The organism is Sinorhizobium kostiense (assembly GCF_017874595.1).
GTDB lineage: Bacteria > Pseudomonadota > Alphaproteobacteria > Rhizobiales > Rhizobiaceae > Sinorhizobium > Sinorhizobium kostiense.
On the sequence record NZ_JAGILA010000001.1, the window covers coordinates 22,917 to 46,054 of the forward strand.

At 60.3% G+C, this 23,138-nt stretch carries 21 protein-coding genes; 13 read left to right on the plus strand and 8 right to left on the minus strand.

Features of this window, described 5'->3' with window-relative positions; genetic code table 11:
* The first annotated feature begins 128 nt into the window (after nt 1–128).
* Nucleotides 129–1,109, plus strand: a complete 981-nt coding sequence (locus J2Z31_RS00095) for an NAD-dependent epimerase/dehydratase family protein (protein WP_209599851.1) — start codon at nt 129–131, stop codon at nt 1,107–1,109.
* A gap of 44 nt (nt 1,110–1,153) precedes the next feature.
* Nucleotides 1,154–2,143, plus strand: a complete 990-nt coding sequence (locus J2Z31_RS00100; protein ID WP_209599852.1) for a sugar-binding protein — start codon at nt 1,154–1,156, stop codon at nt 2,141–2,143.
* A 106-nt stretch (nt 2,144–2,249) separates the two neighbouring features.
* Here the strand turns inward: J2Z31_RS00100 and eglC are convergent, their stop codons facing one another.
* Nucleotides 2,250–3,647, minus strand: coding sequence for an endo-1,3-1,4-beta-glycanase EglC (gene eglC / locus J2Z31_RS00105; RefSeq protein ID WP_209599853.1), 1,398 nt, complete (start codon nt 3,645–3,647; stop codon nt 2,250–2,252).
* A gap of 252 nt (nt 3,648–3,899) precedes the next feature.
* On the opposite strand from eglC, the gene J2Z31_RS00110 reads away from it, so the two are divergent.
* Both J2Z31_RS00110 and J2Z31_RS00115 read left to right on the plus strand, forming a co-directional pair.
* Nucleotides 3,900–6,578: a PAS domain S-box protein gene (locus J2Z31_RS00110; RefSeq protein ID WP_408021999.1), complete on the plus strand. Its 2,679-nt coding sequence runs from the start codon at nt 3,900–3,902 to the stop codon at nt 6,576–6,578.
* On the plus strand, nt 6,575–6,940 hold the full coding sequence (locus J2Z31_RS00115) for a response regulator (protein ID WP_209599855.1): 366 nt from the start codon (nt 6,575–6,577) through the stop codon (nt 6,938–6,940). Before J2Z31_RS00110 ends, J2Z31_RS00115 begins: the two co-directional genes overlap by 4 nt.
* Nucleotides 6,941–7,002: 62 nt before the next feature.
* Here J2Z31_RS00115 and J2Z31_RS00120 read toward each other — a convergent pair whose 3' ends face one another.
* From J2Z31_RS00120 to queC, 4 genes are all read right to left on the minus strand, one after another.
* Nucleotides 7,003–7,251, minus strand: a complete 249-nt coding sequence (locus J2Z31_RS00120) for a helix-turn-helix domain-containing protein (protein ID WP_209599856.1) — start codon at nt 7,249–7,251, stop codon at nt 7,003–7,005.
* A gap of 289 nt (nt 7,252–7,540) precedes the next feature.
* Complete coding sequence (gene queE, locus J2Z31_RS00125; RefSeq protein ID WP_209599857.1) at nt 7,541–8,278, minus strand: 7-carboxy-7-deazaguanine synthase QueE; 738 nt, start codon at nt 8,276–8,278, stop codon at nt 7,541–7,543.
* Nucleotides 8,275–8,631 (minus strand): 6-carboxytetrahydropterin synthase QueD, encoded by a 357-nt coding sequence (gene queD / locus J2Z31_RS00130; protein ID WP_209599858.1) that lies wholly within the window; start codon nt 8,629–8,631, stop codon nt 8,275–8,277. Before queD ends, queE begins: the two co-directional genes overlap by 4 nt.
* Nucleotides 8,631–9,341: a 7-cyano-7-deazaguanine synthase QueC gene (queC, locus tag J2Z31_RS00135; RefSeq protein ID WP_209599859.1), complete on the minus strand. Its 711-nt coding sequence runs from the start codon at nt 9,339–9,341 to the stop codon at nt 8,631–8,633. Before queC ends, queD begins: the two co-directional genes overlap by 1 nt.
* 266 nt (nt 9,342–9,607) lie before the next feature.
* Here queC and galE point away from each other — a divergent pair, with 266 nt between their 5' ends.
* Nucleotides 9,608–10,612 (plus strand): UDP-glucose 4-epimerase GalE, encoded by a 1,005-nt coding sequence (galE, locus tag J2Z31_RS00140; RefSeq protein ID WP_209599860.1) that lies wholly within the window; start codon nt 9,608–9,610, stop codon nt 10,610–10,612.
* Nucleotides 10,613–10,693: 81 nt separating this feature from the next.
* Here the strand turns inward: galE and J2Z31_RS00145 are convergent, their stop codons facing one another.
* The 3 genes from J2Z31_RS00145 to J2Z31_RS00155 form a co-directional block, all read right to left on the minus strand.
* Complete coding sequence (locus tag J2Z31_RS00145) at nt 10,694–11,989, minus strand: O-antigen ligase family protein (protein WP_209599861.1); 1,296 nt, start codon at nt 11,987–11,989, stop codon at nt 10,694–10,696.
* A 6-nt stretch (nt 11,990–11,995) separates the two neighbouring features.
* Nucleotides 11,996–13,219 (minus strand): polysaccharide biosynthesis/export family protein, encoded by a 1,224-nt coding sequence (locus J2Z31_RS00150; protein WP_408022013.1) that lies wholly within the window; start codon nt 13,217–13,219, stop codon nt 11,996–11,998.
* Nucleotides 13,220–13,318: 99 nt separating this feature from the next.
* Nucleotides 13,319–13,999 carry a sugar transferase gene (locus tag J2Z31_RS00155; protein ID WP_209599863.1) on the minus strand — a complete coding sequence of 227 codons (681 nt, stop codon included), beginning with the start codon at nt 13,997–13,999 and terminating at the stop codon, nt 13,319–13,321.
* Between the two features lie 755 nt (nt 14,000–14,754).
* Here J2Z31_RS00155 and J2Z31_RS00160 point away from each other — a divergent pair.
* The 8 genes from J2Z31_RS00160 (at nt 14,755) to J2Z31_RS00195 (ending at nt 23,114) form a co-directional block, all read left to right on the plus strand.
* Nucleotides 14,755–15,018: an exopolysaccharide production repressor protein gene (locus tag J2Z31_RS00160; protein ID WP_408022000.1), complete on the plus strand. Its 264-nt coding sequence runs from the start codon at nt 14,755–14,757 to the stop codon at nt 15,016–15,018.
* A gap of 117 nt (nt 15,019–15,135) precedes the next feature.
* Entirely contained in the window at nt 15,136–16,161 is a 1,026-nt protein-coding gene (locus J2Z31_RS00165; protein WP_209599864.1) for a glycosyltransferase family 2 protein, read from the plus strand.
* A 1,006-nt stretch (nt 16,162–17,167) separates the two neighbouring features.
* Nucleotides 17,168–17,953, plus strand: coding sequence for an endo-1,3-1,4-beta-glycanase ExoK (gene exoK, locus J2Z31_RS00170; protein WP_209599865.1), 786 nt, complete (start codon nt 17,168–17,170; stop codon nt 17,951–17,953).
* A 108-nt stretch (nt 17,954–18,061) separates the two neighbouring features.
* Nucleotides 18,062–19,270: a glycosyltransferase family protein gene (locus J2Z31_RS00175; protein WP_209599866.1), complete on the plus strand. Its 1,209-nt coding sequence runs from the start codon at nt 18,062–18,064 to the stop codon at nt 19,268–19,270.
* A complete protein-coding gene (locus tag J2Z31_RS00180) occupies nt 19,267–20,262 on the plus strand; it encodes a glycosyltransferase family 2 protein (RefSeq protein ID WP_209599867.1) in 996 nt (331 codons plus the stop codon). The genes J2Z31_RS00175 and J2Z31_RS00180 overlap by 4 nt, the downstream gene beginning before the upstream one ends.
* Nucleotides 20,259–21,185 carry a glycosyltransferase family 2 protein gene (locus J2Z31_RS00185; RefSeq protein ID WP_209599868.1) on the plus strand — a complete coding sequence of 309 codons (927 nt, stop codon included), beginning with the start codon at nt 20,259–20,261 and terminating at the stop codon, nt 21,183–21,185. The genes J2Z31_RS00180 and J2Z31_RS00185 overlap by 4 nt, the downstream gene beginning before the upstream one ends.
* Complete coding sequence (locus tag J2Z31_RS00190) at nt 21,182–22,204, plus strand: glycosyltransferase family 2 protein (protein WP_209599869.1); 1,023 nt, start codon at nt 21,182–21,184, stop codon at nt 22,202–22,204. Before J2Z31_RS00185 ends, J2Z31_RS00190 begins: the two co-directional genes overlap by 4 nt.
* Nucleotides 22,205–22,208: 4 nt before the next feature.
* The gene (locus J2Z31_RS00195) at nt 22,209–23,114 is read left to right on the plus strand and encodes a UTP--glucose-1-phosphate uridylyltransferase (protein ID WP_209599870.1); all 906 of its coding nucleotides are present in this window, start codon (nt 22,209–22,211) and stop codon (nt 23,112–23,114) included.
* Nucleotides 23,115–23,138 lie beyond the last annotated feature (24 nt).

Consider the following 23,138-nt stretch of genomic DNA (forward strand, 5'->3'; position numbering starts at 1 on the left):
AAAGCACGTAACACCGTCAATCAATTGTCCTACCAATTTAGGCCGTATAGGCGATAAAGCCATATTGTAATACAAATATCCGTTGACGTTCGGCGCAAGCGGATATTAGCTGTCAGCGGGAGGAGAGCATGCTGATCCTTGTCACCGGCGCAACGGGCAAGGTCGGGCGACACCTCATCGCGGCGCTGCTCGACGATCCGCGTTTTCCGAAGGCGCGCGTCCGTGCGCTTTGCCATAATCGCGTGCCCGCCGAAACCGACCGTGTCGAAGTGGTTCGCGGCTCGATCGCCGATCGCGAGATCGCGGCTCGAGCAATCGCGGGCGTCAGCCATGTGGTGCATCTCGCCACCTGCAAGGAAACCCCCGACCAGGTCATGGACGTGACGGTCAAAGGCCTGTTCTGGTTGCTCGAAGAATTCCGCTTGAGCGCGACCGCCAGGCAGTTCATTCTCATCGGCGGCGATGCTGGCATAGGCCATTTCTACTACCGCCATGACGGGCCGATCACCGAGGCCGCTGCACACCGCGCCTATCCCGGCTGCTACGCTCTTTCGAAGGTGCTCGAGGAGGTCATGCTTGAGCAATATGGCACGCAATACGATCTGAACGGCTGCTGCCTGCGCGCACCCTGGATCATGGAGAAGGATGACTTCAAATATTCCCTGTCATTCGGAGACGACGTTTTCGGCGGACCCGACTGGAAGATGATGGTTCCAGAGGCGGATGCCAAGCGATATGCGAGCGACGGCACTGTGCCGCTATTGCGCGATGCCGACGGGCGACCGCTCAAACGCAACTTCGTGCATGTGGCCGACCTGGTATCGGCGATCATGGCGGCGATCGATAATCCCCGCGCGGTGCGGCAGCTCTTCAACATCTCTATGGACCGGCCCGTCGATTACGGCGAAGTCGCGGACTATCTCGACCGCACGCGCGGCCTTGGGTCCGTGGACATACCTAGCCGGTTCCACTCGAACTGGATGGACAACAGCAAAGCCAAATACCTGTTGGGCTGGCAGCCCGACTACGATCTCAAAAAGCTTATCGACTCGGCCTGGCAATATGAGCGCGCGGAGAGTGATCCGCGGATCGTCTGGTACCCGGGTTGATTTCGTCGCGGACACGGATGTCCGTTCGTTCAAGGGAGGAGAGAATGAGGAAGGCATTATTGCTTGCCGCAGCCGTCCTCGCGCTAAGCGCGGGCACGGCTCTGGCTCAGAAGAAGCAGCTTGTCATCGTCGTAAAAGGCCTCGACAACCCGTTCTTCGAAGCGATCAACCAGGGTTGCCAAAAGTGGAACGGTGAGAACAAGGACTCCGAGTATGAGTGCTTCTATACCGGGCCAGCCTCGACCTCGGATGAGGCGGGCGAGGCACAGATCGTCCAGGACATGCTGAGCAAATCCACTACGGCCGCGATCGCCATTTCCCCGTCCAATGCCAAGCTGATCGCCCAGACCCTGAAGACCGCCAACCCGACCATACCTGTCATGACGGTCGACGCCGATCTCGCCCCTGAGGATTCGTCACTGCGCAAAACCTATTTGGGAACCGACAATTACCAGATGGGCTATCGCATCGGCGAGTATATCAAACAGGCGAAACCGGACGGCGGCAAGATCTGCACGATCGAAGGCAATCCCGGTGCCGACAATATCCTGCGCCGCGCCCAAGGCATGCGCGACGCCCTGACCGGCCAGAAGGGGCTCACAGAACTCAAGGGAGAAGGCGGCTGGACGGAAGTGGCAGGCTGCCCGGTCTTCACCAATGACGATGGAGCGCGGGGCGTGCAGGCAATGACCGACATCCTGGCCGCCAATCCTGACCTCGACGCGTTTGGGATCATGGGCGGTTGGCCCCTGTTCGGGGCTCCGCAGCCCTATCGCGACCTGTTCAGACCGATGGCGGACAAGATCGCCAAGAACGAGTTCGTCATCGGCGCGGCCGACACCATCGGCGAGGAAGTGGCTATCGCCAAAGAAGGCCTGGTGACGGCACTCGTCGGTCAGCGGCCTTTCGAGATGGGTTACAAGGCACCGCAGGTCATGCTCGACCTGATTGAGGGCAAGCCCGTCGAGGATCCGGTCTATACCGGACTCGACGAATGCACCAAGGACACGGCCGACACCTGCATCCAGAAGTAACTCGGCTCAAGCCGGCAGCCAAGGCGCTGCCGGCTACCTCGCTACGCTACTGCACGTCTCCTTAAATCGACCTCGATTTGAAGAGAACGACGCGCGGCGCTTGGGATCAGATCTGCCAGTCCGCGTCTAGCGAATAGGCCTTGATGTAGTCGACCTTCATTTCGGATCCGTCGGCAAGCCCGTCGCTCGGCGTACCGGCGATCCCTCCGACGGCGAGGTTGACAATCATATACATCGGATCGTGCATGTCCGCCGGCGTATCGGCCCGTGCGATCGCCGCGTCGTCGAAGTACCAGACGATCTCGTCTTCCGTCCAAAGCACTCCGTATTTGTGGAAGCCGCTGGTATCGGCCACCTTCACCGTGCTGGCCGTGCTGGTCTGCGAGCCGGTTTCGTTGGAATGCACGGTAGCAATAATGGTGTTCGGATCCTGTCCGCGCATCTCCACGACGTCGAGTTCGGGCGGCCAGGAACCGTCTGCCGGCAGCAGCCAGAAAGCCGGCCAGACGCCTTGGTCGTCCGGCATGTCCGCCCGGATTTCAAAATAACCGTAGGTCTGGGCGAAGGATGAGTGAGTCGTCAGCATCCCGGAAGTGTAATCATAGCCGTTGATCTCCGCCTGGACCGCTTCGGATGCCGGCTTTGCCGTGATGGTCAAAACACCGTTCTGCACGGAGAACGGATTGGCGGATGCTGTCGGCCCATAACTTGGATTAATGTACCATTGCAGCTCGCCGTTTCCGGTAAGCGTCGCCCCCTTTTCGGGTGCCCACCAGAACTTTGGTTCCCAGACACCGCTCGTGCCATCGCGGAGTTGCAGCGTGTCGAAGTCGTCGGCGAACGTTTGCGTCAGCACGGAGCGGTCGAGGCTCAGCCTGAATTGGCTCGCCTGCAACTGATCGGCTGTGGTGTTCCTGAATACCAGGCTCTCGCCGTCTGCAAGGTGCAGCCTGAGATCCATGCCCTCCTGGGCCACATTGGCGAGGACTTGCTGGAAGGACGTGAACCCGTAGCCGTCGAGTCGGACAATGTCATCGAAGTTGAAGTCCGTGATGAGGTCGCTTCCATTGCCGCGGGCTACGACGAACGTGTCGGCGCCTCCCCCACCGATCAGGACGTCGTTGCCGTCGCCGCCATCGATCGTCTGACGGCTTGAACCACCTTTGATGATGTTGTCCTGGTCATTGCCGAAGGCAAAGCGGCCGTCGCCGGTGACGGTCAGGTTTTCGAAATTCTCCGGCAAGGTGTAGCTCATCCAGGTGCTGATCGTGTCGACGCCCTCGCCCGCCGCTTCAGAGGCGCGGTTTTTCGACGAGTAGAGATAATAGATGTCGTCGCCCTTGCCGCCGATCATGGTGACGTTCACGGAAGCGTCCCCCCACATCGAATCGTTGCCGGCCGTACCGTAGAGCACGGGACCTGATCCGGTGGCGGAGAACCATGCCGTGGAACTGCCACTGTAGTAGAGCGGTTTGCCCACCGCGTTCAGCACAAATCTGCTCATCGAATAATCTCCTGCTTTGGTGGTGAGCCTCTCCGCGCTGCGGATCCAGACTTCATTTTCGCAACTTCTAATAATGGAATGCCGAATCTAGCGCAGCCCTGTGTTGCGACTATGGCACGACAGCCCTACTCCTTTCGTGGCAATCCGGAACAAAGCCACAGCCGCCGGCGTTTTTTCGCGTTAGGGCGCCTCGGAGGGGGAACTATGAACAGCGCGGATGTTGTGCACACATGCCTGGCAGGTGATGCCGGGATGTCGGACTTACCGGATTTTCGCACCGCGCTCGATACCCTTCCGCTCGCCGTCTACATGACCGATGCAGACGGCTACGTCACCTATTTCAACGCAGCCGCGGCAGATCTCGCCGGACGAAAGCCGATCTTGGGGAGGGACCGCTGGTGCGTGACATGGGAGCTTCGACGGCCCGACGGAACGGCGCTGCCGCACGATCAATGCCCGATGGCCATGGCGCTGAAGACGGGCCGCCCGGCCAGGGGCCAGGAATTGCTCGCCGTTCGGCCGGACGGTACGGTGGTCCTCCTTCTCTCACACCCAACCCCGATCTTCGACAGGACAGGGACACTCACAGGTGCCGTCAATCTGCTTGTCGACATTACCGATCGCCAAAGGGTGGAGGAAGACTCCCGATACCTCGCTGCAATCGTCGAATCCTCCGACGACGCCATCGTCTCCAAGGATCTGAATGGCATCGTCACCAGTTGGAACAAGGGTGCCGAACGCCTTTTCGGATACACGGCCGATGAAGTGATCGGCAAATCGATCACGCTTCTGATGCCGCCCGGCTACGAGAACGAGGAGCCGAACATCCTCAGCCGGATCCGCAAAGGCGAGCGTATCGACCACTACGAGACGTTGCGGCAGCGCAAGGACGGCAGCCTCGTCAACATCTCCCTGACCGTTTCGCCCGTGCGTGATGCTGGCGGCTGCATCATCGGCGCTTCGAAGATCGCGCGCGACATCAGCGAAACCAAGCGGGCGGCGGAGGCGTTGACGGCGCGCCTGCGCGAACAGGCTGCCCTCTACAGCCTCGCCCAAAGGCAGCAACGCTCAAAAGACATTGCAGAAATCTACGAGGCGTCGCTGGATGCCATCCAAAGCGCACTCTCGTGCAACCGCGCCTCGATACTGCTCTTCGACAAGTCCGAAAGGATGCGCTTCGTCGCCTGGCGCGGCCTCTCCGAGGAATACCGGCAGGCCGTCGATGGCCACTCTCCCTGGACCGTCGATGCAGTGGATCCCGAGCCGATATTCATCGAAGACACCAATCTCTCCGATATCGCGCAAGAACTCAGATCGGTGATCGCGGCGGAGGGCATAGCCGCACTCGGCTTCATTCCACTCGTCGCCGAAGGACGGCTCATCGGCAAGTTCATGACCTATTATGACCTGCCGCATCCCTTCACCGCCAACGAGATCAGCGTGGCCCTGACGATTGCGCGGCAGCTCGGCTTCAGCATCGAGCGCCTCCGCGCTGAAGATGCGAGGCAGCGCGCGCAGGCGCTGCTGCGCCGCAAGGAAGCGCTGGAGAGAGCCCGAGCAGCCGAATTGATGGCAATCATGCAGGCGGTGCCCGCGTCGATCTGGATTGCGCGCACCCCCGATTGCCGGGTCATCAGCGGCAACCGAGCCGCCTATGAGCTCCTGCGGCAGCCGGACGACGCCAATCTCTCGCTGTCGGCGCCAGCCGGCGAACGGCCCGACAACTTCGAAATCTTCTCCGAGGGGCGGCTGCTGACTGCCGAGGAAATGCCTGTGCAGAGGGCAGCGCGCGGTGAGGAGGTCCCAAATTTCGAAGAGGAAATCCGTTTCGACGACGGTTCGTCGCGTTACCTCTTGGGTAACGCGACACCATTGCGCGATGCTGCTGGCGAGGTGATCGGCGCGGTGGCGGCATCCGTGGACATAACCGAGCGCAAACAGGCGGAAGAGGCCCTTCAGGAGAGCGAGCAGCGGCTCCAGATTGCGCTTGCGGCCGGGCGAATGGGGGCTTGGGAATGGAACCCGGCTACCGGTGAGGTGATATGGTCACCTGGGCTGGAGGCGCTTCATAGCCTCGAACCGGGCACCTTCGGCGGCACCTTTGCCGATTTCAAGCGGGACATTCATCCTGACGACCTCCCGCTTGTCGAACTCGAAATCGCAAGGGCCCTGGAGAGCAAGCAGAACTATCATGTCGTCTACCGGATCCGGCTTGCCGACGGCACGATCCGGTGGATGGAGGCGTTCGGGCAGTTTTCGGTGCCCGGACCCGGGCGTCCGGTAAAGCTTGCCGGCGTCTGCATGGATATCACCGAACGAAAGGAAGCAGAGTCCCAGCGCAATCTTCTGGTCGCCGAGCTCAGCCATCGGGTCAAGAACACGCTTGCGATCGTCAACTCGATCGCGCGCCAGTCCTTTTCGACCAATCCGGATGCGCACGAGGCGCAGAGATCTTTCGATGCCCGCATCCGCGCGTTGGCGCAAACGCACACACGCCTTGCGGAGGCGAATTGGTCCGGAGTTTCGCTCGAAACGGTGCTCTCGGACGAACTGTCGCCATACCAGGACGCGGACACGAACAACATCACGCTGCGTGGACCGAGGACGATGTTGCCACCGAAACATGCACTCACCCTCGGAATGGCCGCGCATGAACTCGCCACAAACGCGGAGAAGCACGGGGCGCTATCGACGCAGGGCGGCTGTGTTGAAATCGAGTGGGCCCTCGATCCGCAAGAGAAAAAACTGCGGATCTGCTGGCGGGAAACGGGCGGGCCGCCTGTCCTTGCGCCAAAGCGCAACGGTTTTGGCCGCCTGCTACTGGAGCGAGTCCTCGCCCCGGACTTGGGCGGCGAGGTGCACCTCGAATTCGCGCCGCAGGGGCTGAAATGCACGATCGACCTCCCGCATCCGGGGGGAGCTTTCCCATGACGCCGGCCGAGCCATGTCGCGTCTTCGTCGTCGAAGACGAATTTCTGGTCGCCTTACAGATAGAGGAGGATCTCGCGGCAGCAGGGTACATGGTAGTCGGTCCATTCACCAGCCTCGCTTCCTCCCTCGCTGCTCTACGGACGGAACACTTCGAGGTGGCGACCCTGGACCTCAATTTGCGCGGCGAACCCGGCTATCCACTGGTCGATGCACTGTTGGAACGACGCGTACCCGTGCTGCTGCTGACCGGCTACGCAGTGTCGGATCTGCCCGAACGCTATCGGGCGCTGCCCCGCCTGACAAAGCCGTTCGACGGCGCGACTCTCATTCGGAATATCGCCAGCCTTCTATCCGGAAAGTGAGGGTTCTCGCCGGCCGGCGCAGCGCGGATCAGGAAAATATGGGCGGTCCGGCCGGCACGAGACTATACTTCAGCCGGGAAGAAGTCGGAAAGCGGCACCTGGAGCGCGCCGGCAATGCGTTTCAGTTTCGCCGGATCGTGATCGCTGCCGCTTTCGATCTCGTTGATCTCGACACTGGTAAGGCCACAGGTGACGGCAAGGTCTTCAACACTGTAACCGACAGCCTCGCGAGCGGCCCTGACGCGGACGGCAATATTGCTAGCGGGCAAGAGGGAGGCCTGTGCGCCGATATGGGAGGGGGAAATGGACATAAATGTCTCCTTCTCAAGGCATTAAATTCTTGCGAATTCGATGTGGAGTGCGGGTGACAGGCGCCGTTAACACGGCGGTAACGTTTTATGTCATTGTTGTAACACGGACAAGCCGAAATGATGCGCCTTAACGTGGGATGAGGAAAACTGTGCGCGGGTCAGACCCTCATCCCGCGCTAACTTCCCGGAATTGATACACTTACGATTTCAGGTCGAAAGAGCTGAAATCATGAGCGTGAGGGCCGAAAGGGGATCCAGCAACCACCGATACGAGCGTGTGAAGAACGGCTTACACGCCGCGCTTGTTCCCCCACAGGAGGACGTGCAATTGCGGCAGCACACGCGCTTCGAACCATCTGTCTTCGGTAACCCTCGCCACCAACCAGCGCATCCGCTCCATCACCCCATCGATGTCGATCGGCGCATCGCTGTCCTCGGGCGGTGGCGGCGTATGATTGCCGGGCTGCAGATAGAGCGGCAATTGCGGGTAGCGAGCGGCCGCGGCCCGCGCATAGGCATAGTCCGCCTCGTCGAACACGACTACCTTCATCACCACCAGCGGCTTGTCTCCCGACGCCCGAAGACAGGCGTCAAAGGCGTCCCAATCCGTTTCCATGCCGCTCGAAGGGGGCTTGGGGCTCAGCACCAAAACATCGAGGTCGGCGAACCAGTCGCGCGCGACCGACCCTTGCGTCTCCAGGGCGAAACCGTAGCCCTCTTCATGGCCGCGGCCGATCAACTCGCCAAGGGGCTGAATGGCGGGGTTGCCCCCCGACAGCGAAATCATCAGTGGTGTGCCACCGGACAGCCGCGTGACCTCGCGCCAAACATCCTCCGTCGACATAGCGCGCCATTCTTCGCGGTAGCGACTGTCGACGGCGTGAAGGCTGTCGCACCAGGAGCAGCGGTAATCGCAACCGCCGGTGCGGACGAACACCGTCGGCAGCCCGATCAGAACTCCCTCGCCCTGAATCGTGGGCCCGAATAACTCGCTGACGCGGATTTCGGCGGGTCGTGCGGCGGTCATGGCCGGTATTCCGCCCAGGTCTTGGCCGTTTCGCTGACACGCACAGCCGTCGTTTCCGGGAGCCGCGCCTTGCACCATTCATAGAAATGCTGTGCCAGGCACTCCGCGGTCACGCGGTCGTGGCCGAGCACGTCGTTCAGGTGACGGTGGTCGAAAGCCTCATCGATGTAGCGCTTCAGCGGTTGGAGCTCATGGTAGTCGCGCACGAAACCATGCTCGTTCAGGGTTTCGGCGGATAATTCGACTTCGACAATGTAATTGTGTCCGTGCAGCCGCGCACATTGATGGTCCGGCGGCAGGCTTTTCAACTGATGCGAGGCGGAGAAATGAAATTCTTTGGTGATGCGGAACATCATTTCACCTCCTCGGCGGCAAAGGCGCCGGTGGCCGCAATCCAGTAATCCGGATCTGCGTAATCCGTCGGGTCGGCAACCCCCGCGAGGTGAAACGCTTCGCGCCGCTCCACGCAGGTGCCGCACCGGCCGCAATGGCGCACCCCACCCTTGTAGCAGGACCAGGTCTCGGCAAAGGGCGTGCGGTGCTTCGCTCCGTCAGCGACGATATCGGCCTTGGAAACATGGACGTAAGGGGCATAAAGCGTGACGTTCGCATATCCCTCGAGCGCGTGGTTCTGCATCTTCTGGAAGGCCGCGATGAACCCGGGACGGCAATCTGGATAGATGAAGTGGTCGCCGCCGTGGACGGCAGCCGCGACGGCATCAGCCTTCTGGGCAGCAGCAACGCCGAAGGCGATCGCCAGCATTATGGCATTCCGGTTCGGCACGACCGTCGTCTTCATCGTTTCTTCGGCATAATGCCCGTCCGGCACGGCGACGTCGTCGGTCAGGGACGAACCGGTGAGATGGCGACCGATTTCGCGAATGTCTATGATCTGGTGCTGCACCCCGAGGCGCTTTGCGCAGGCGGCGGCGAAATTCAGTTCCTTACGGTGGCGCTGCCCGTAGTCGAAGGAAAGCAGGCCGACAAGCTCGCGTTCCGTGGCGACCTTGTGCGCAAGCGAAACGGAATCCAATCCGCCGGAGCAGATTACGATGGTTTTCATGGCAGGTGTCCTTGTTTTGACCGGGTAGGCTGCGACCGGAGTGTTACCTGAGCGCCTTTTAGGCCAAAGAACCGACTTTGTGAATGGCCGTCGCAGCACCTCTGGTGGAATTTCGGAGGGCGCCTGAAGGCCATGCCGACCACCGGGATTAAGTGAGTTGAAACGGCGACCACCACAGTCCAGCGGTCGATCGAACGCCGACTTTCACAATCTGTTGGAAAATCGCCGTTATTCATTGGCAGGCGTGTAGCCGCAATCAATATTCCATGCGTCATTCTCTGAGGTTTCTCGTGCTGAACAACAACATCCTCGTCGTCGGCGGCGCCGGCTATATCGGCTCCCATACTTGTCTTCGGCTTGCCGAGAAGGGCTATAAGCCGGTGGTCTACGACAATCTCTCGAACGGCCATGAGGAGTTCGTCCGCTGGGGTGTTCTGGAGAAGGGCGATATTCGCGACCGGCAGCGCCTCGACGAGGTCATCGACCGGCATCGACCAAGCGCGATCCTGCATTTTGCGGCCATGATCGAGGTCGGCGAGTCTGTCAGGGATCCGGTCGCCTTCTACGACAACAACGTCATCGGTACGCTGACCCTGCTGTCGGCGACGCTTGCCGCGGGCATCGATGCCTTCGTCTTCTCGTCGACCTGCGCCACCTATGGCCTGCCGGACAGCGTGCCCATCGATGAGATGCACAAGCAGGCGCCGATCAATCCCTACGGCCGGACGAAGTGGATCTGTGAGCAGGCGATGAAGGATTACGGCCTCTACAAGGGCCTTCGCTCCGTCATGCTGCGGTATTTCAATGCCGCAGGCGCCGATTTCGAAGGCCGCATCGGCGAATGGCACGAACCGGAGACTCACGCGATCCCGCTTGCGATCGAGGCGGCGCTCGGCCGTCGCGAAGGCTTCAAGGTCTTCGGAACCGACTACGATACGCGTGACGGCACCTGCGTGCGCGACTATATTCACGTGCTTGATCTCGCCGATGCGCATGTGCGCGCCGTCGACTACCTGCTCGCAGGCGGCGAGAGCGTCGAGCTCAATCTGGGAACCGGCACGGGCACGACGGTGAGGGAACTGCTGACGGCGATCGAAACGGTTGCGAAGCGCCCGTTCGATGTTGCCTATGTCGGCCGGCGCGAGGGCGATTCCACGACGCTCGTCGCCAACAATGACAAGGCCCGCCAAGTGCTCGGATGGGAACCGCAATATGATCTCGCGGCGATCACCGAATCGGCGTGGAACTGGCATTCACGCAGAAACGGCTAGCTGGTTCCAAGAGTTACCAGCACAGCGCCTTTTGCGCGTCTAGAACGGCGCGCGGCGCTGTAGAGCAAAGGCGGGTGGAAATCACCTGGCGCCGTGCGGCGAATGTAATGAACTGGCGCCCATGAGCGGATGGCTCCTGGCCGGACCAATCCAGGTCACGAGCGGCTGTCGGCGCACTATCGTCAGTTTTCCTGCGGTGAAATAGAGCAGGAATGAACCGACATGATAGGAGTTCAGGATGTCGACTTCGACGAAGGAGCGGATAAGAAGCAGCACCGAAATGCAGAAAAGCACCATGGCCTCGACATGGCGTTCCGCCGAAAGCACGCGCTTCAATTGCCCAAACAAGGCCATCAGCAGCACAAGGCTCAACAGCACGAGACCGATCAATCCCGTCTCGACGGCAGTCTCGATGTATGTGTTGTGGAAATGAAAGCCACTGCGCGCCGTTATGTAGAACTCCTCCCACAGCCGCTCCGCCTCGGAGAAGCCCTGCACCCAGTAGGCCTGGTAGCCGATGCCGAAAATCGGTGACGCTTTGGCCGCCTCGATACCCTCCTGCCACAGATAGGTGCGCCCGGTCAGCGTCGAATTCTTGCCAAAGGCCCCCAAGACGATATCGAGAGCGCCGCCATAGATCAAAGCGACGGCAGCAATGCCGCCGAATGCGGAGATCGCCAGGAACAGAGCTTGTCGATTTGCAGGCCTGAGTGCCGCTATCGCTCGCATTCCAAGACCGAGCGCGATGATCGCAACCGCCGTGATGATCGATGTCGCCGATTGTGAAGCGAAAAGCGAATAGGCCGAAATCGCTGCGGCGCCCAGGGCCGCGGCGATCCACATACCCCTTTCACCGAGGGTAAACAGCGCGACAAAGGCGAAATAGACGCCAAGCGAGGCATAAAACCCCAATTGGTTCTTCGAGGCGAATGCGCCGACGAAACTGTATGTGCCGTCGAGCGGGTCGTAATGATAGATGCCGAACAGCAGCGAATAGAGGAGCACGATCGTAACGCCGACCACCGTGCCCCGTGCAAGCGTGCGGATGTCGATCGTCCGCATGGCAATCAGCGCGCACACGATATGGCTCAGATATTGGATACTGGCGCGGAGCGTCACCCCCGGCGCGGCGGACCAGAACATGGAAACGCAGGCGAAAACCGCAAAGGCGAAGATCCAGAGATATTTGCCGTAGCTACCGAGAACCTTGCGGTAGTCGACAAGGATGAGCGGAAACCAGAGGCCGTAGTAGAACAGGATCGATGTCGGGCCAAACCGGGTCGAGTAGGCGAACACGAAGAGCGAAAGGGCTATGGCTGCGGTACCGTAAAGCCCATTCGCCCCGGGAGTAACGAGGCTCGCCTTCGAGATCCTCATGCCTGTTCACCGGATCGCCATCGCCGCAGTGACCTTGATGACGTCACCAGGCAGGACCGGCGTGTTCTCGCTGGCAGCGATCTCAGCCGGCTTACCATCCTTCTCGCGAATGATGGAATAGCTGACGTTGAGGCTCTGTTCGGCGAGTTGCGCCGCTTCTGCCGATTGCATCAGGGCCTCAGCCATAAGATCCCGGCTGGTGCCGAGCTTCAGCGTCAGCGCGTCGAGCTCCGCCTCGGTGTTCTGCAATTCCTGGGCAAGCTGCGCGTCCCAGTCGTCGCGGAGGTTTGTTTCGTCCTGCGTCGCCTTGTTCATTTCCTGCTTCGCCTTCAGCGACGCCGTGTCGATGTCGAGCAGCGACGATTGGACGTCGGCTACCCGCTGCTCCAGGGAAAGCTTGCGTTGGGCGAGCGCTAGCCCCTTGTCAGCGAGACTGTCGACATTGTCGCGGTCCTGCATCGCCAGTTCGAGTTGGCGGGCTTGCGTTTCGGCTTTCTTGGCCAGCGACTCGATCTCGCTTTGGAGCAGCGACTTTAGATCACCGAGTGCGGCGAGTTGCCGCTTCTGACGCTTGTCACGCGATTCCATCAACGCGCGTTCGCTGGCGAGCAGCTCGTTGGCGCCAGGAACGTTCTTCAGCTCCGTTGGAAGTGTCACCTCATCGCGGTTGCCGATCTCCGCCCGCAGGCGTGCGCGGCGAATGAGCAGCCGGTTGCGCTCGGCCACCAGCACTGCGGATTCGCCGCTTGACTGGATGAAGTCGCGGGCGAAACGCTGACCACTGTCGGCGCGCCGCAATCCGCCTGCAAGGCTGACCGCCTTCAACACTGTGAGATTTGGCGCGAATGGGTATTCGCCCGGGGTCTGCACCTCTCCATGGAGATACAGCGGCCGATACTGCGCCATTTCGACCGAGGCCGACGGGCGGTCCCTAAGACCGAAGAGCGTCTGTATCTTGACGCCGATCTCTTCGGCGAGTTCCGTCGTCGTCCTGCCGGAGGCGGGCAGATCTCCAACAAAGGGCAGCGAAATGCTGCCCGAGGAGCCGACCGTGTATTCGCCGCTGACGGCTCCCCAATCGCGCACGGCGCCTTCGGCGGTCTGCCACTCGGCGACCCGGACCCGCAACTTGTCCATGACGCCCAGTCGATATTCTTCAGCCGATGCCGTCGCGACCCCGCAGAAGACGGTTGCCACGCAGATCGCGGCACGGGCAAACTGGAGAAGCATGCCGGGACCGCAGCGTCTCCCTGGTTTTTTAATGGATGGCATTTTCGCCCTTCTCATTGATTGGCGTGGTCTTGGCCGCAGCGGCCAACACCAAGGATTTCAGTAGCTGCCGCGGGAGAAGCACACGGCGGGTATGGTCTTGAAGACGATGACAAGATCGGCAAGGAGTGACCAATTCTGGACGTAGTGCATGTCAAAGGCCACACGGGCGGCATATGAGACATCGTTTCGGCCGCTCACCTGCCAAAGGCCAGTCAGACCGGGCCGGGAGCGCAGATAATATACGGCAGCCGCATCGTAGAGCTCAAGCTCGTCCTCGACCACCGGGCGCGGGCCGACGATGCTCATTTCCCCGCGAATGATGTTGATGAGTTGGGGCAATTCGTCAAGGCTAAGCTTACGCAGGACACTGCCGACGACGGTAACACGCGGGTCTTCCTGAAGTTTACGGGTCGTGCGCCATTCCTCATAGGCGGCAGGATTCTCCCGGAAATACTCCTGGAGCAGCCGATCGCCGTTCTCCACCATCGTACGGAACTTGAGGCATCTGAAAACTTGGCCGTTGTGCCCGATTCGACGGTGCCCATAGAATACGCTTCCGCCATCTGACAGCTTCACGAGAGCCACGATGAGCAGGAAAATCGGACTGAGAGCGAGGAGTGCCAGGAAAGCCAACAGAATATCGAAACTTCGCTTCGACATTCCGCCAATTGGCCCGCCTTCCCCCTTTCTCTGTGAGCCCAGAAATGCCGAACTGGCCGAGTGTGTCGCGGACTTCATAGAGGTGACTCCATTTACGTTTTGCGATTGTCGGTCCCGCGGGACGGGGCCATCTAAAGCGAGTGTATGGTTAGATTTTGTTTTTTGAAGGCCAAAAGATGGCGCCCGCCGGTGCCCTCGCTGACGGGGAATTCGGCATCACCCGAACGTCAAAATATTGGCAAAAATTTAAATCCAAACATATAAGATTGCAATTAGGATATGTTAGTCATGCAGTCGACGCAATTAAGCACGGACACGGCGCGTTGTTTAAGAGAAGTCGCTTATTTTACTTACATTGTCAGCTTTACACTCGATTGGCTGGTGGTCCCCGCCCCCACTGGATTTGATGAAGCGCAATTTCCGAGGGTTTTTTGCAGCGCAACATTATTTTGCAATGCACATTTCTGAGCCCGGCGCGCCCACGGCTGTAACAAAAGTTGATCGCAAGCCCGAGGTCGCGAAAATCAAAAAGACGAAGCAAACAGAAGGAGTTCCCCTGTACCCCTTTAATCTGGGGGGCTCTCGACGCGAGTCATGCGGCTCCCGTCCCCCTCTTGCGTTCCGCACGCATAAAGAATTAGCGGACATACTTTAGGTTGCGTATTCCGGGAAGATCCAATTGATTTTTCCCGATAAAGGCCCCGGAAAGATTTCTCGGATAAGATCGTGTGCGGATCAGGTGTTGAAGAGTAAAGGCACCACTAATATAGTAGTAGCATGCGGGTGATGGCCTATCATGGTCTCATCTGAAATGGGGAGAATAGGATAGCCGAATGTTCGCACCGCGTTTTTTTGTGAGCATGGTCGGCGCTTTGGCGGCTTTCGCCGTCACGACCTACTACCTCACAGGCTCGCTCTCCGCGACGGTGGTTCAAACCCTAATCTGCGCGGTGCTCATTCAGGTCGGCTATTTTCTTACCATTCTATTGATGGTCTGGAAGGAGGCTCGCAGGCGGCGCAAGCCTTTCCCTACAAAGTTGACAGCGGCGGCCGACGCCGCAACTGAGGAAAAACAGAAGATTCCTTACGCAGGCTGAGCCCTCCTCGGCACCTTCATTCATGACCGTTCGCTCGGGCAGGACACCTTAGATCGGCCTCGATTTTAGCGACAAAGAAGCCATGTTCACATTGCACGATAATGTCGGAGGTCTTGAATGACAGCGACCGAACCAACAAGAGTTTGCGTTATCATTGCCGCCAAGAATGCCGCCGAAACGATCGGCAGGGCAATCGCTTCGGCCCTCGCCGAACCTGAAGTCGCGGAAATCGTCGTCGTCGACGACGGCTCCACAGACAACACCGCGGCCGTCGCCCGCGCGGCCGACGACGGCACGGGCCGCCTCATTGTCGAATGCTTCGAGGAGAACCGCGGCCCCGCCGCTGCCCGCAATCACGCCATGGCAGTCTCGAAGGCCCCGCTCGTCGCAGTTCTGGACGCGGACGACTTCTTCTTCCCCGGCCGCTTCCGCCAACTGCTTGCCCAGGCCGAATGGGACTTCATCGCCGACAACATCGCCTTCATAGACGCGGAAGGTGTGCCGGACGCTTACGACAAAATTGGGCGGTTTGCGCCCCGCCCCCGATTCCTGGATCTCGTCGGCTTCGTCGATGGCAATATCTCGCGACGCGGCTTGCGCCGCGGCGAGATCGGTTTCCTTAAACCGCTGATGCGACGGTCCTTCCTCGACACGCATCGGCTCCGCTACAACGAAACTTTGCGCCTTGGCGAGGACTATGACCTCTATGCGCGCGCGCTCGCGCGCGGCGCCCGCTACAAGATCATCCACAGTTGCGGCTATGGCGCCGTCGTTCGGCGCGATTCTCTCAGCGGCAGCCATAGAACGATCGACCTGCGGCGCCTTTATGAAGCCGATCAAGCGATTCTAGCCGAAACCCCATTGGACAGTAATGCCAAAGCGGCACTGAGGCGGCATGAGCGCCATGTACGCGACCGCTATGAGTTGCGCCATTTCCTCGATCTCAAGAACAGCAAGGGATTGGCGGCAGCGCTTGGCTATGCTCTGTGCCGCCCCGATGCCCTCGCCGCAATCTTCGGGGGCATATTTGCCGACAAGACGGAGCATCTTCGCCGGTTCCGGTCCCCTGCGCCAGTCGCCCTCGGCGGCGCGGGCGACTTGCGTTATCTCCTGGATGGAGCTCCGCCGGAGCAGGCGGAATAGCTGTCGGCCTATCTCCCACGTCTACGTTGGAACGCTTTTCGCCACTCCGAGTTACCAAGGCATGGCAACAACCGAATTGGGATTTATGAGATGAAAGGCATTGTTCTTTGGTTGATGGGTGTCCCGCTGATCGTGATCATTCTGCTCTATATGTTCGTCTTCTAAGCCGCAGCCCTACCGAAGATCGGCAACGAATAAAGGGCCAGATACGGAAAGGCATATGAGCCGCAGGGATTGAATGCGTGCTCCTCCCTAGCAAAAGCCCGCCGTAGAACGGCGGGCACTGGTACTGAAATAACTAAAGTATGCGGCCACTATGACCATCGCCCATCGAATTTTCCAGTAACAATTTAGGGGCGATTTGCTGCAGAGTGTTGCCGAGCGCCATCATTCATGCGCACTGCCCGAGTGATTCGGCCGGGCGCATAGTGCAGCGAGAAATTTTGCCGCGGGAGACCGCCCAAAGGTTGCCGTATTTTGCATGGGGGGCGACTCAAATCCCGCCAGGCACAGCGCTTGAGAACGGCCCAGCGTCTCCACCTTCGCCAGAACTGCTCCCAGCCTTCTTGCCAGGCGTCACTCTTGCGGCACCCTACAATATAAGGATTCTGGAGCTGAGGTGCCCTTGCGCGCACCGGCGAAGCGTCGCGCCCTTCGCCGTCTGGAAATGACGGTCGTCATTTTTCGCAACGCTGCCATATTTTTTTTCTGCAAGTGCACTAGCTTACGCGCCGCGGGCTCAAGTCTGCTCAGTCGAAACGGCCGCTGTGGCGGCACTGCGTAATTGGGAGTGACGAATATCGTGAACCGAAGCGAATGTCTCGTCGCGGCTCAACCGGATACGCATGTCGCCGATCTTCCAACTATTGCAACCACATTTATGGGCAGGCCAGCAAACAAGTCTTTCAGCGGGAATTTCCCCACTGTCCAATTCGAAAGGGCGAAGCAGCGGCGACGCGCACAAGGATCTGCGCATTTGCCCTTCGCCTCAGAAAGGAGCGTGACCATGAAAGCCAATCGTTACAGGCGCATCTACTGCCTCGCTCTTACCGTAGCGCTTTGCCTCGGCGGAGTCTCCGTGGCGCAGGAAGGCGCGAACGGCACCTCTTTCATGGACGACTTTGATCAGTTCGACCGGAAGATCTGGTACGTCTCAGACGGATGGAACAACGGCGACTATCAGAACTGCACCTGGTCGAAGAAACAGGTGAAAGTTGTGGATGGCGTTCTGCGGCTGACATTCGAGAAACGCAAGGAAGGGGATCGCGACTTCGTGTGCGGCGAACTGAGGACGCGCAAGCGCTACGGCTACGGCACGTACGAAGCAAGAATGAAGGCGGCGGAGGGCTCCGGGTTGAACTCGGCGTTCTTCACCTATATCGGACCGACCGACAAGAAGCCGCATGACGAAATCGACTTCGAGGTGCTCGGCAAGAACACTGCCAAAGTGCAACTCAACCAATACGTCTCGGCCAAGGGTGGAAACGAGTTCTTTGCCGACGTACCGGGCGGCGCGAACCAGGGCTTCAGCGACTACGCTTTCGTCTGGGAGAAGGACCGGCTTCGCTTCTATATCAACGGCGAGCTGGTGCACGAGGTCAGTGATCCCGCCAAGATTCCCGTACTTGCCCAGAAGATATTCTTCAGTCTTTGGGGAACGGAGAAATTCACCGAGTGGATGGGCACATTCGCCTACAAGGAGCCGACGACACTCGAGGTCGACCGCGTTGCCTTTACCGCCGCCGGCGACGAGTGCCAATTCGCCGAGTCGGTAGCTTGCCGCCAGGATTGACCGGCAAGCTGAAATCACCGGTTGAAGGGAAGGTCGCAACTAAATGTTGCACTGCACAAAGAACTGGATTACGCTCGGCTGGGGCTGAGCACGGGAACGGATGTTTTCATGCTGCAGATACTGTATTTGGCACAGGACTTGGCAGACCCGGCCGTGAGGCGCAGGATACTGGCTCTGGTTGCTGGCGGTGGCAATGTCACGCTCGCGGGCTTTCGTCGCGGCACCAATCCCCTCGCCGCTGTCGAAGGTATCGCGCCGGTCGAACTCGGCAAGACCGCCGACGGCCGTTTTGTTCAGCGTATCGGCGCGGTGGCCGGGAGCTGCCTGTCGCTCAAACGTAAGCTCCGGCATGTTAGAAAGCCGGACGTCATCATCGCTCGCAATCTGGAGATGCTCGCGGTCGCAAGGCGGGCCGAAGCGCTTTTCGGCGGTGAGGTTCCGATCGTTTACGAGTGCCTCGATATTCACCGCCTCATGCTGCGCGGCGACTGGATCGGGCGCGCCCTGCGCAAGGCCGAGGCCCACCTTGGTCGTGAGGCACGCCTGCTGATCACCAGTTCGCCAGCCTTTATCGAGCATTATTTCCGTCCCCTTTCCGGCCTCCAGGCGCCGCCTCTATTGATCGAGAATAAGGTGCTCGACACGACAAGCGCAGCAGAAGGCGAGCCTCCGCGCTTCGTGTACCCCGATCCCGGCCCGCCCTGGAAGATCGGCTGGTTCGGCGCACTACGCTGCCGCAAATCGCTCTCCCTCCTTGCGGAATTTACGAAGAAGATGGAGGGCCGCTTCGAGATCGTGCTGCGCGGCAGACCAGCTTCTTCCCAGTTTGAGGATTTCGAGAGTTTCGTACGCAATGAGCCGTTCATGCGATTCGCGGGCGCCTATCGCAATCCCGAGGACCTGCCCGAGATCTACGGCGACGTCCATTTCACCTGGGCAATCGACTTCTTCGAAGAAGGTCAGAACTCCGCCTGGCTGCTGCCAAATCGTCTTTATGAAGGCTGCCGCTATGGACGAGTGCCAATCGCTATGAAGGGCACCGAGACTGCACGATTCCTCTCGATGCGCGACGTCGGACTCGTGCTCGAGGAGGCCAGTGCCGACAGCCTCGCCGCTCTCATCGGCGCAATGACGCCGGACCGCTTCGCCGACGCCGCCGAGCGTATCGGCCAATGCCACGTATCAACCTGGATTTTCAACCGCACCGATTGCGAGGCGCTCGTACGCCGGTTCGCGGCGCTTACCCGCGAAGCGCACGGATTCGCACCGGCCGCGGCTCTTTCGGAGCCGCGACACAAGCAAAGTGGGATGCTATGACCATGCACCGTTCCACAACCAAGTCGAGTTTGATCGTTGTGCCGTGCCTCAATGAGGCCGCGCATATAGAGGCGCTCGTCGAAAAAATGCGTCCGTCGCTGGAGCCGCTGCACGCGAAAATCGTCATCGCCGACGGTGGCAGCACGGACGGCACGCGGGAGATTGCACGCCGCCTCGCCGCGGAGGATGAACGCGTGCTCTTCCTTGACAATCCCAAACGCATACAGAGCGCCGCCGTTAACCAGGTCGTTGCCGAGTTCGGCTCCGGCTTCGATTTTCTGATCCGCATCGATGCGCACGCCAGCTATCCTGATGGCTATTGCGAAACCCTCGTCGATGAAGCGGTCGCGACGGGGGCCGATTCCGTCGTCGTCGCGATGGAAACCGTTGGTCTCAGCACTTTCCAGAAGGCCACCGCCGTCGCCCAGAATTCCAAGCTCGGCAATGGCGGCTCCAAACACCGGACGGGCGCGGCCGGCGAATGGGTCGATCACGGGCACCACGCGCTGATGCGCATTGCCGCCTTCGAGGCGATCGGCGGCTATGACGAAGCATTCAGCCATAATGAGGATGCGGAATTCGACTATCGTTTGCGGCGGGCCGGGTTTCGCATCTGGATGACCGACAGGACGAGCATGGTCTATTACCCGCGCACCAGGATCGGATCGCTCTTCCGTCAATATTTCGCCTATGGCCGCGGCCGGGCGAAGAACTTCCTGAAGCACCGTGCAATGCCCGGGCTGCGGCAGATGCTGCCGCTGGCGGTAGCGCCCGTCGCTTTAGGCGCCCTTCTCGCGATCGTTGACTGGACCGCCATCATCCCCTTCGGCGTATGGACAGCCGCTTGCCTTAGTTACGGGGTCTGGATCGCGCTCGGACAGCGAAATCCCTACGGGCCCCTCGCAGCGGTTTCCGCCATGATCATGCATCTTGCGTGGTCCGCCGGCTTCTGGCGGGAGCTCCTCGCTTTCCGCAAGCGGGCGATGCGATGAGCGACAGCCTCCGGATCGATATCGGCGTGTGCACGTTTCGCCGGCCTGAACTCGCCGAGACGTTACGCTCGCTCGCAGCCATGGCCGTGCCAGACGGCGCGACCCTGCGTATCATCGTCGCCGACAACGATTCGACACCGAGCGCGCGGGCTCTGGTCGAAGAACTGCGGCCTACGATTCCCTTCGAGATCATCTATCTTCATTGCCCCTCATCGAACATCTCGATCGCCCGCAACGCCTGCCTGGACAACAGCACCGGCGATTTCCTCGCCTTCATCGACGACGACGAAACGGCTTCGGCGGACTGGCTTGTGAGGCTTCTCGAGATGGCGCAGTCCAGCGGGGCCGATGCCGTTCTCGGGCCCGTCAGGGCGCATTATGGCCCATTGGCGCCGGGCTGGATGCGGCGCGGCGATTTCCATTCGACATTGCCTGTCTGGGTCCAGGGAGAAATCCGCACGGGCTATACCTGCAATGCCCTTCTCAAGCGCAGCGCCCCGTCGCTCGCGGGCCGCCGATTCAAGCTCGCACTCGGCAAAAGCGGCGGCGAGGACACGGACTTCTTCACAGGCATGCACCGCGCCGGCGGCAGGATCGCCTTCGCGCCGAAAGCCTGGTTGCACGAGCCGGTACCGGAAGGCCGCGCCTCCCTCTCCTGGCTGGCGAAACGGCGCTTCCGCTCCGGGCAGACTCACGGGAGGCTGCTTGCCGAGAATGCCAGGGGCCTCGCCTGGGCCTCGAGCGTGGCGCTCGCCGCGGCGAAATGCGGATACTGTGCGGTCGCAACGGCGCTTACGTTCCCTGCGCCCGTGCCGCGCCACCGTTTCGCGCTACGCGGGTTCCTCCATGCCGGAGTCGTAAGCGGCCTGCTCGGGCACGAGGCTATCGAGCAGTACGGAGTGAGGGAGGCACCCTCGCAATGAGCGAGACGAAAGGCCAGATCACTCCCGACGTGACCTTCGTGATTGCAGCCTACAATGCTGCCGACACGATCATGCGCGCGATCGAGAGCGCCCTCGCCCAGGTCGGAGTTGCCGTGGAGGTCGTCGTCATCGACGATTGTTCCGCGGATGCGACCGCAACCCTTGTCGCCGCGATCCGGGATCCGAGGGTACGCCTTATCGCACTCGAGCAAAACCGCGGCCCGGGCGGCGCACGCAACGCGGGCCTTGCAGCGGCGCGCGGCAAGTGGATTGCCATTCTCGACTCTGACGACACCGTAACACCGGACCGCCTGAAACGGATGATCGACCGCGCCGAGACCGCCCAGGCGCAGATCGTCGTCGACAATCTCGACGTCCTCTCCCGCGGCGGCAAAAGCACGCGGATGTTCTCCGAAGCGGCGCTTGCCGCGCTGCATGAACTGACCCTTGCAGTCTTTATCGAATCAAATGAGATTTTCCGCTCCGAGCACAATTTCGGCTACATGAAGCCGGTCTTCGAACGCCGTTTCATCGAGGCGCATGGTCTTCGCTTCGATGAGGAACTGAGGATCGGCGAGGATTACCTCCTGCTCGCCTCGGCGCTCGCATGCGGCGGGCGATGCGCCGTCGAGCCTTTGGCCGGTTACATCTATCATATTCGTGAGGGTTCGATCTCGCGCGTATTGCGGCTCGAGCATATCGACGCGATGGTCGCGGCCGACGACAGATTCTTGGCTCGTTATACCCTCGATCCGCTGTCGCACAGGATGCAGAGCAAGCGTCGACGCGGCTTTCAACAAGCGCGCTCGTTCCTCATGCTCGTCGAGCACCTGAAAAACAGATCACTGGCCGGAGCGCTGAAGACTGCGCTCGCCGACCCGTTTGCGCTTCGTCATCTACGGATGCCGATCGCGGCCCGGTTGCGCCGCCTATTGGCGCCGCCGACAAACTCCGCCTCCATGATGGAGGCGGCTGAACGATCCCCCTTGGGCAAAGATCCACATACAAGCAAAGGATGATACCATGGACCGTATCAGGACCGTCAGGAAAGCAGTAATCCCCGTTGCTGGAAACGGCACGAGATTTCTTCCGGCTACAAAGGCTGTGCCAAAGGAGATGTTGACGATCGTCGACCGCCCCGTGGTGCAATATGCCGTCGACGAGGCGCGTCAGGCCGGAATCGAGCACATCGTTTTTGTGACCAGCCGAAACAAGCAGGCGATTGAGGACCACTTCGACGACACGCCGGAGCTCATCTCATCGCTCTCGCGTGCAGGCAAGACGGCCCAGATTTCCGAACTCGAAGCCATGCTGCCGGCGGCCGGCTCGGTCAGCTTCACCCGCCAGCAGGCGCCGCTAGGTCTCGGCCATGCGGTGTGGTGCGCTCGCGATCTGATCGGCGACGAACCATTCGCGCTGCTGCTGCCGGACATGGTTTCCTTTGGCGCGCGCGGCTGCCTGGCTGGACTCATGGAGCTCTACGGTGAGGTCGGAAGCAATATCGTCGGCGTCGAACAATGTGCGCCGGAAGATGCCTCGCAGTACGGCATCGTCGGCAAGGGGAAAACGGTCCGGAACGGCTTCGCCGTCACCGAAATGGTCGAAAAACCGGCAATGGGCAAGGCTCCGTCCAACTACTATCTCAACGGCCGCTACATCCTGCAGCCGGAAATCTTCTCCATCCTGGCGCATCAATCGCGCGGTGCCGGCAATGAGATCCAGCTGACCGACGGCATGCTCAAACTATCGGAAATACAAGCCTTCCATGCCCATCCCTACGAGGGTCGCACCTTCGATTGCGGATCCAAGCAGGGCTTCATTGAGGCCAATGTCACCTTTGCACTTGCCCGGGCCGATATCGGAGATATCGTGTTCCAATCTGTTCGCGAAATCATGCTGTCTCACGAAAGCCGTATCCGAGCGGCATAAGAAAACACTTCCGGTGGCCGGTCC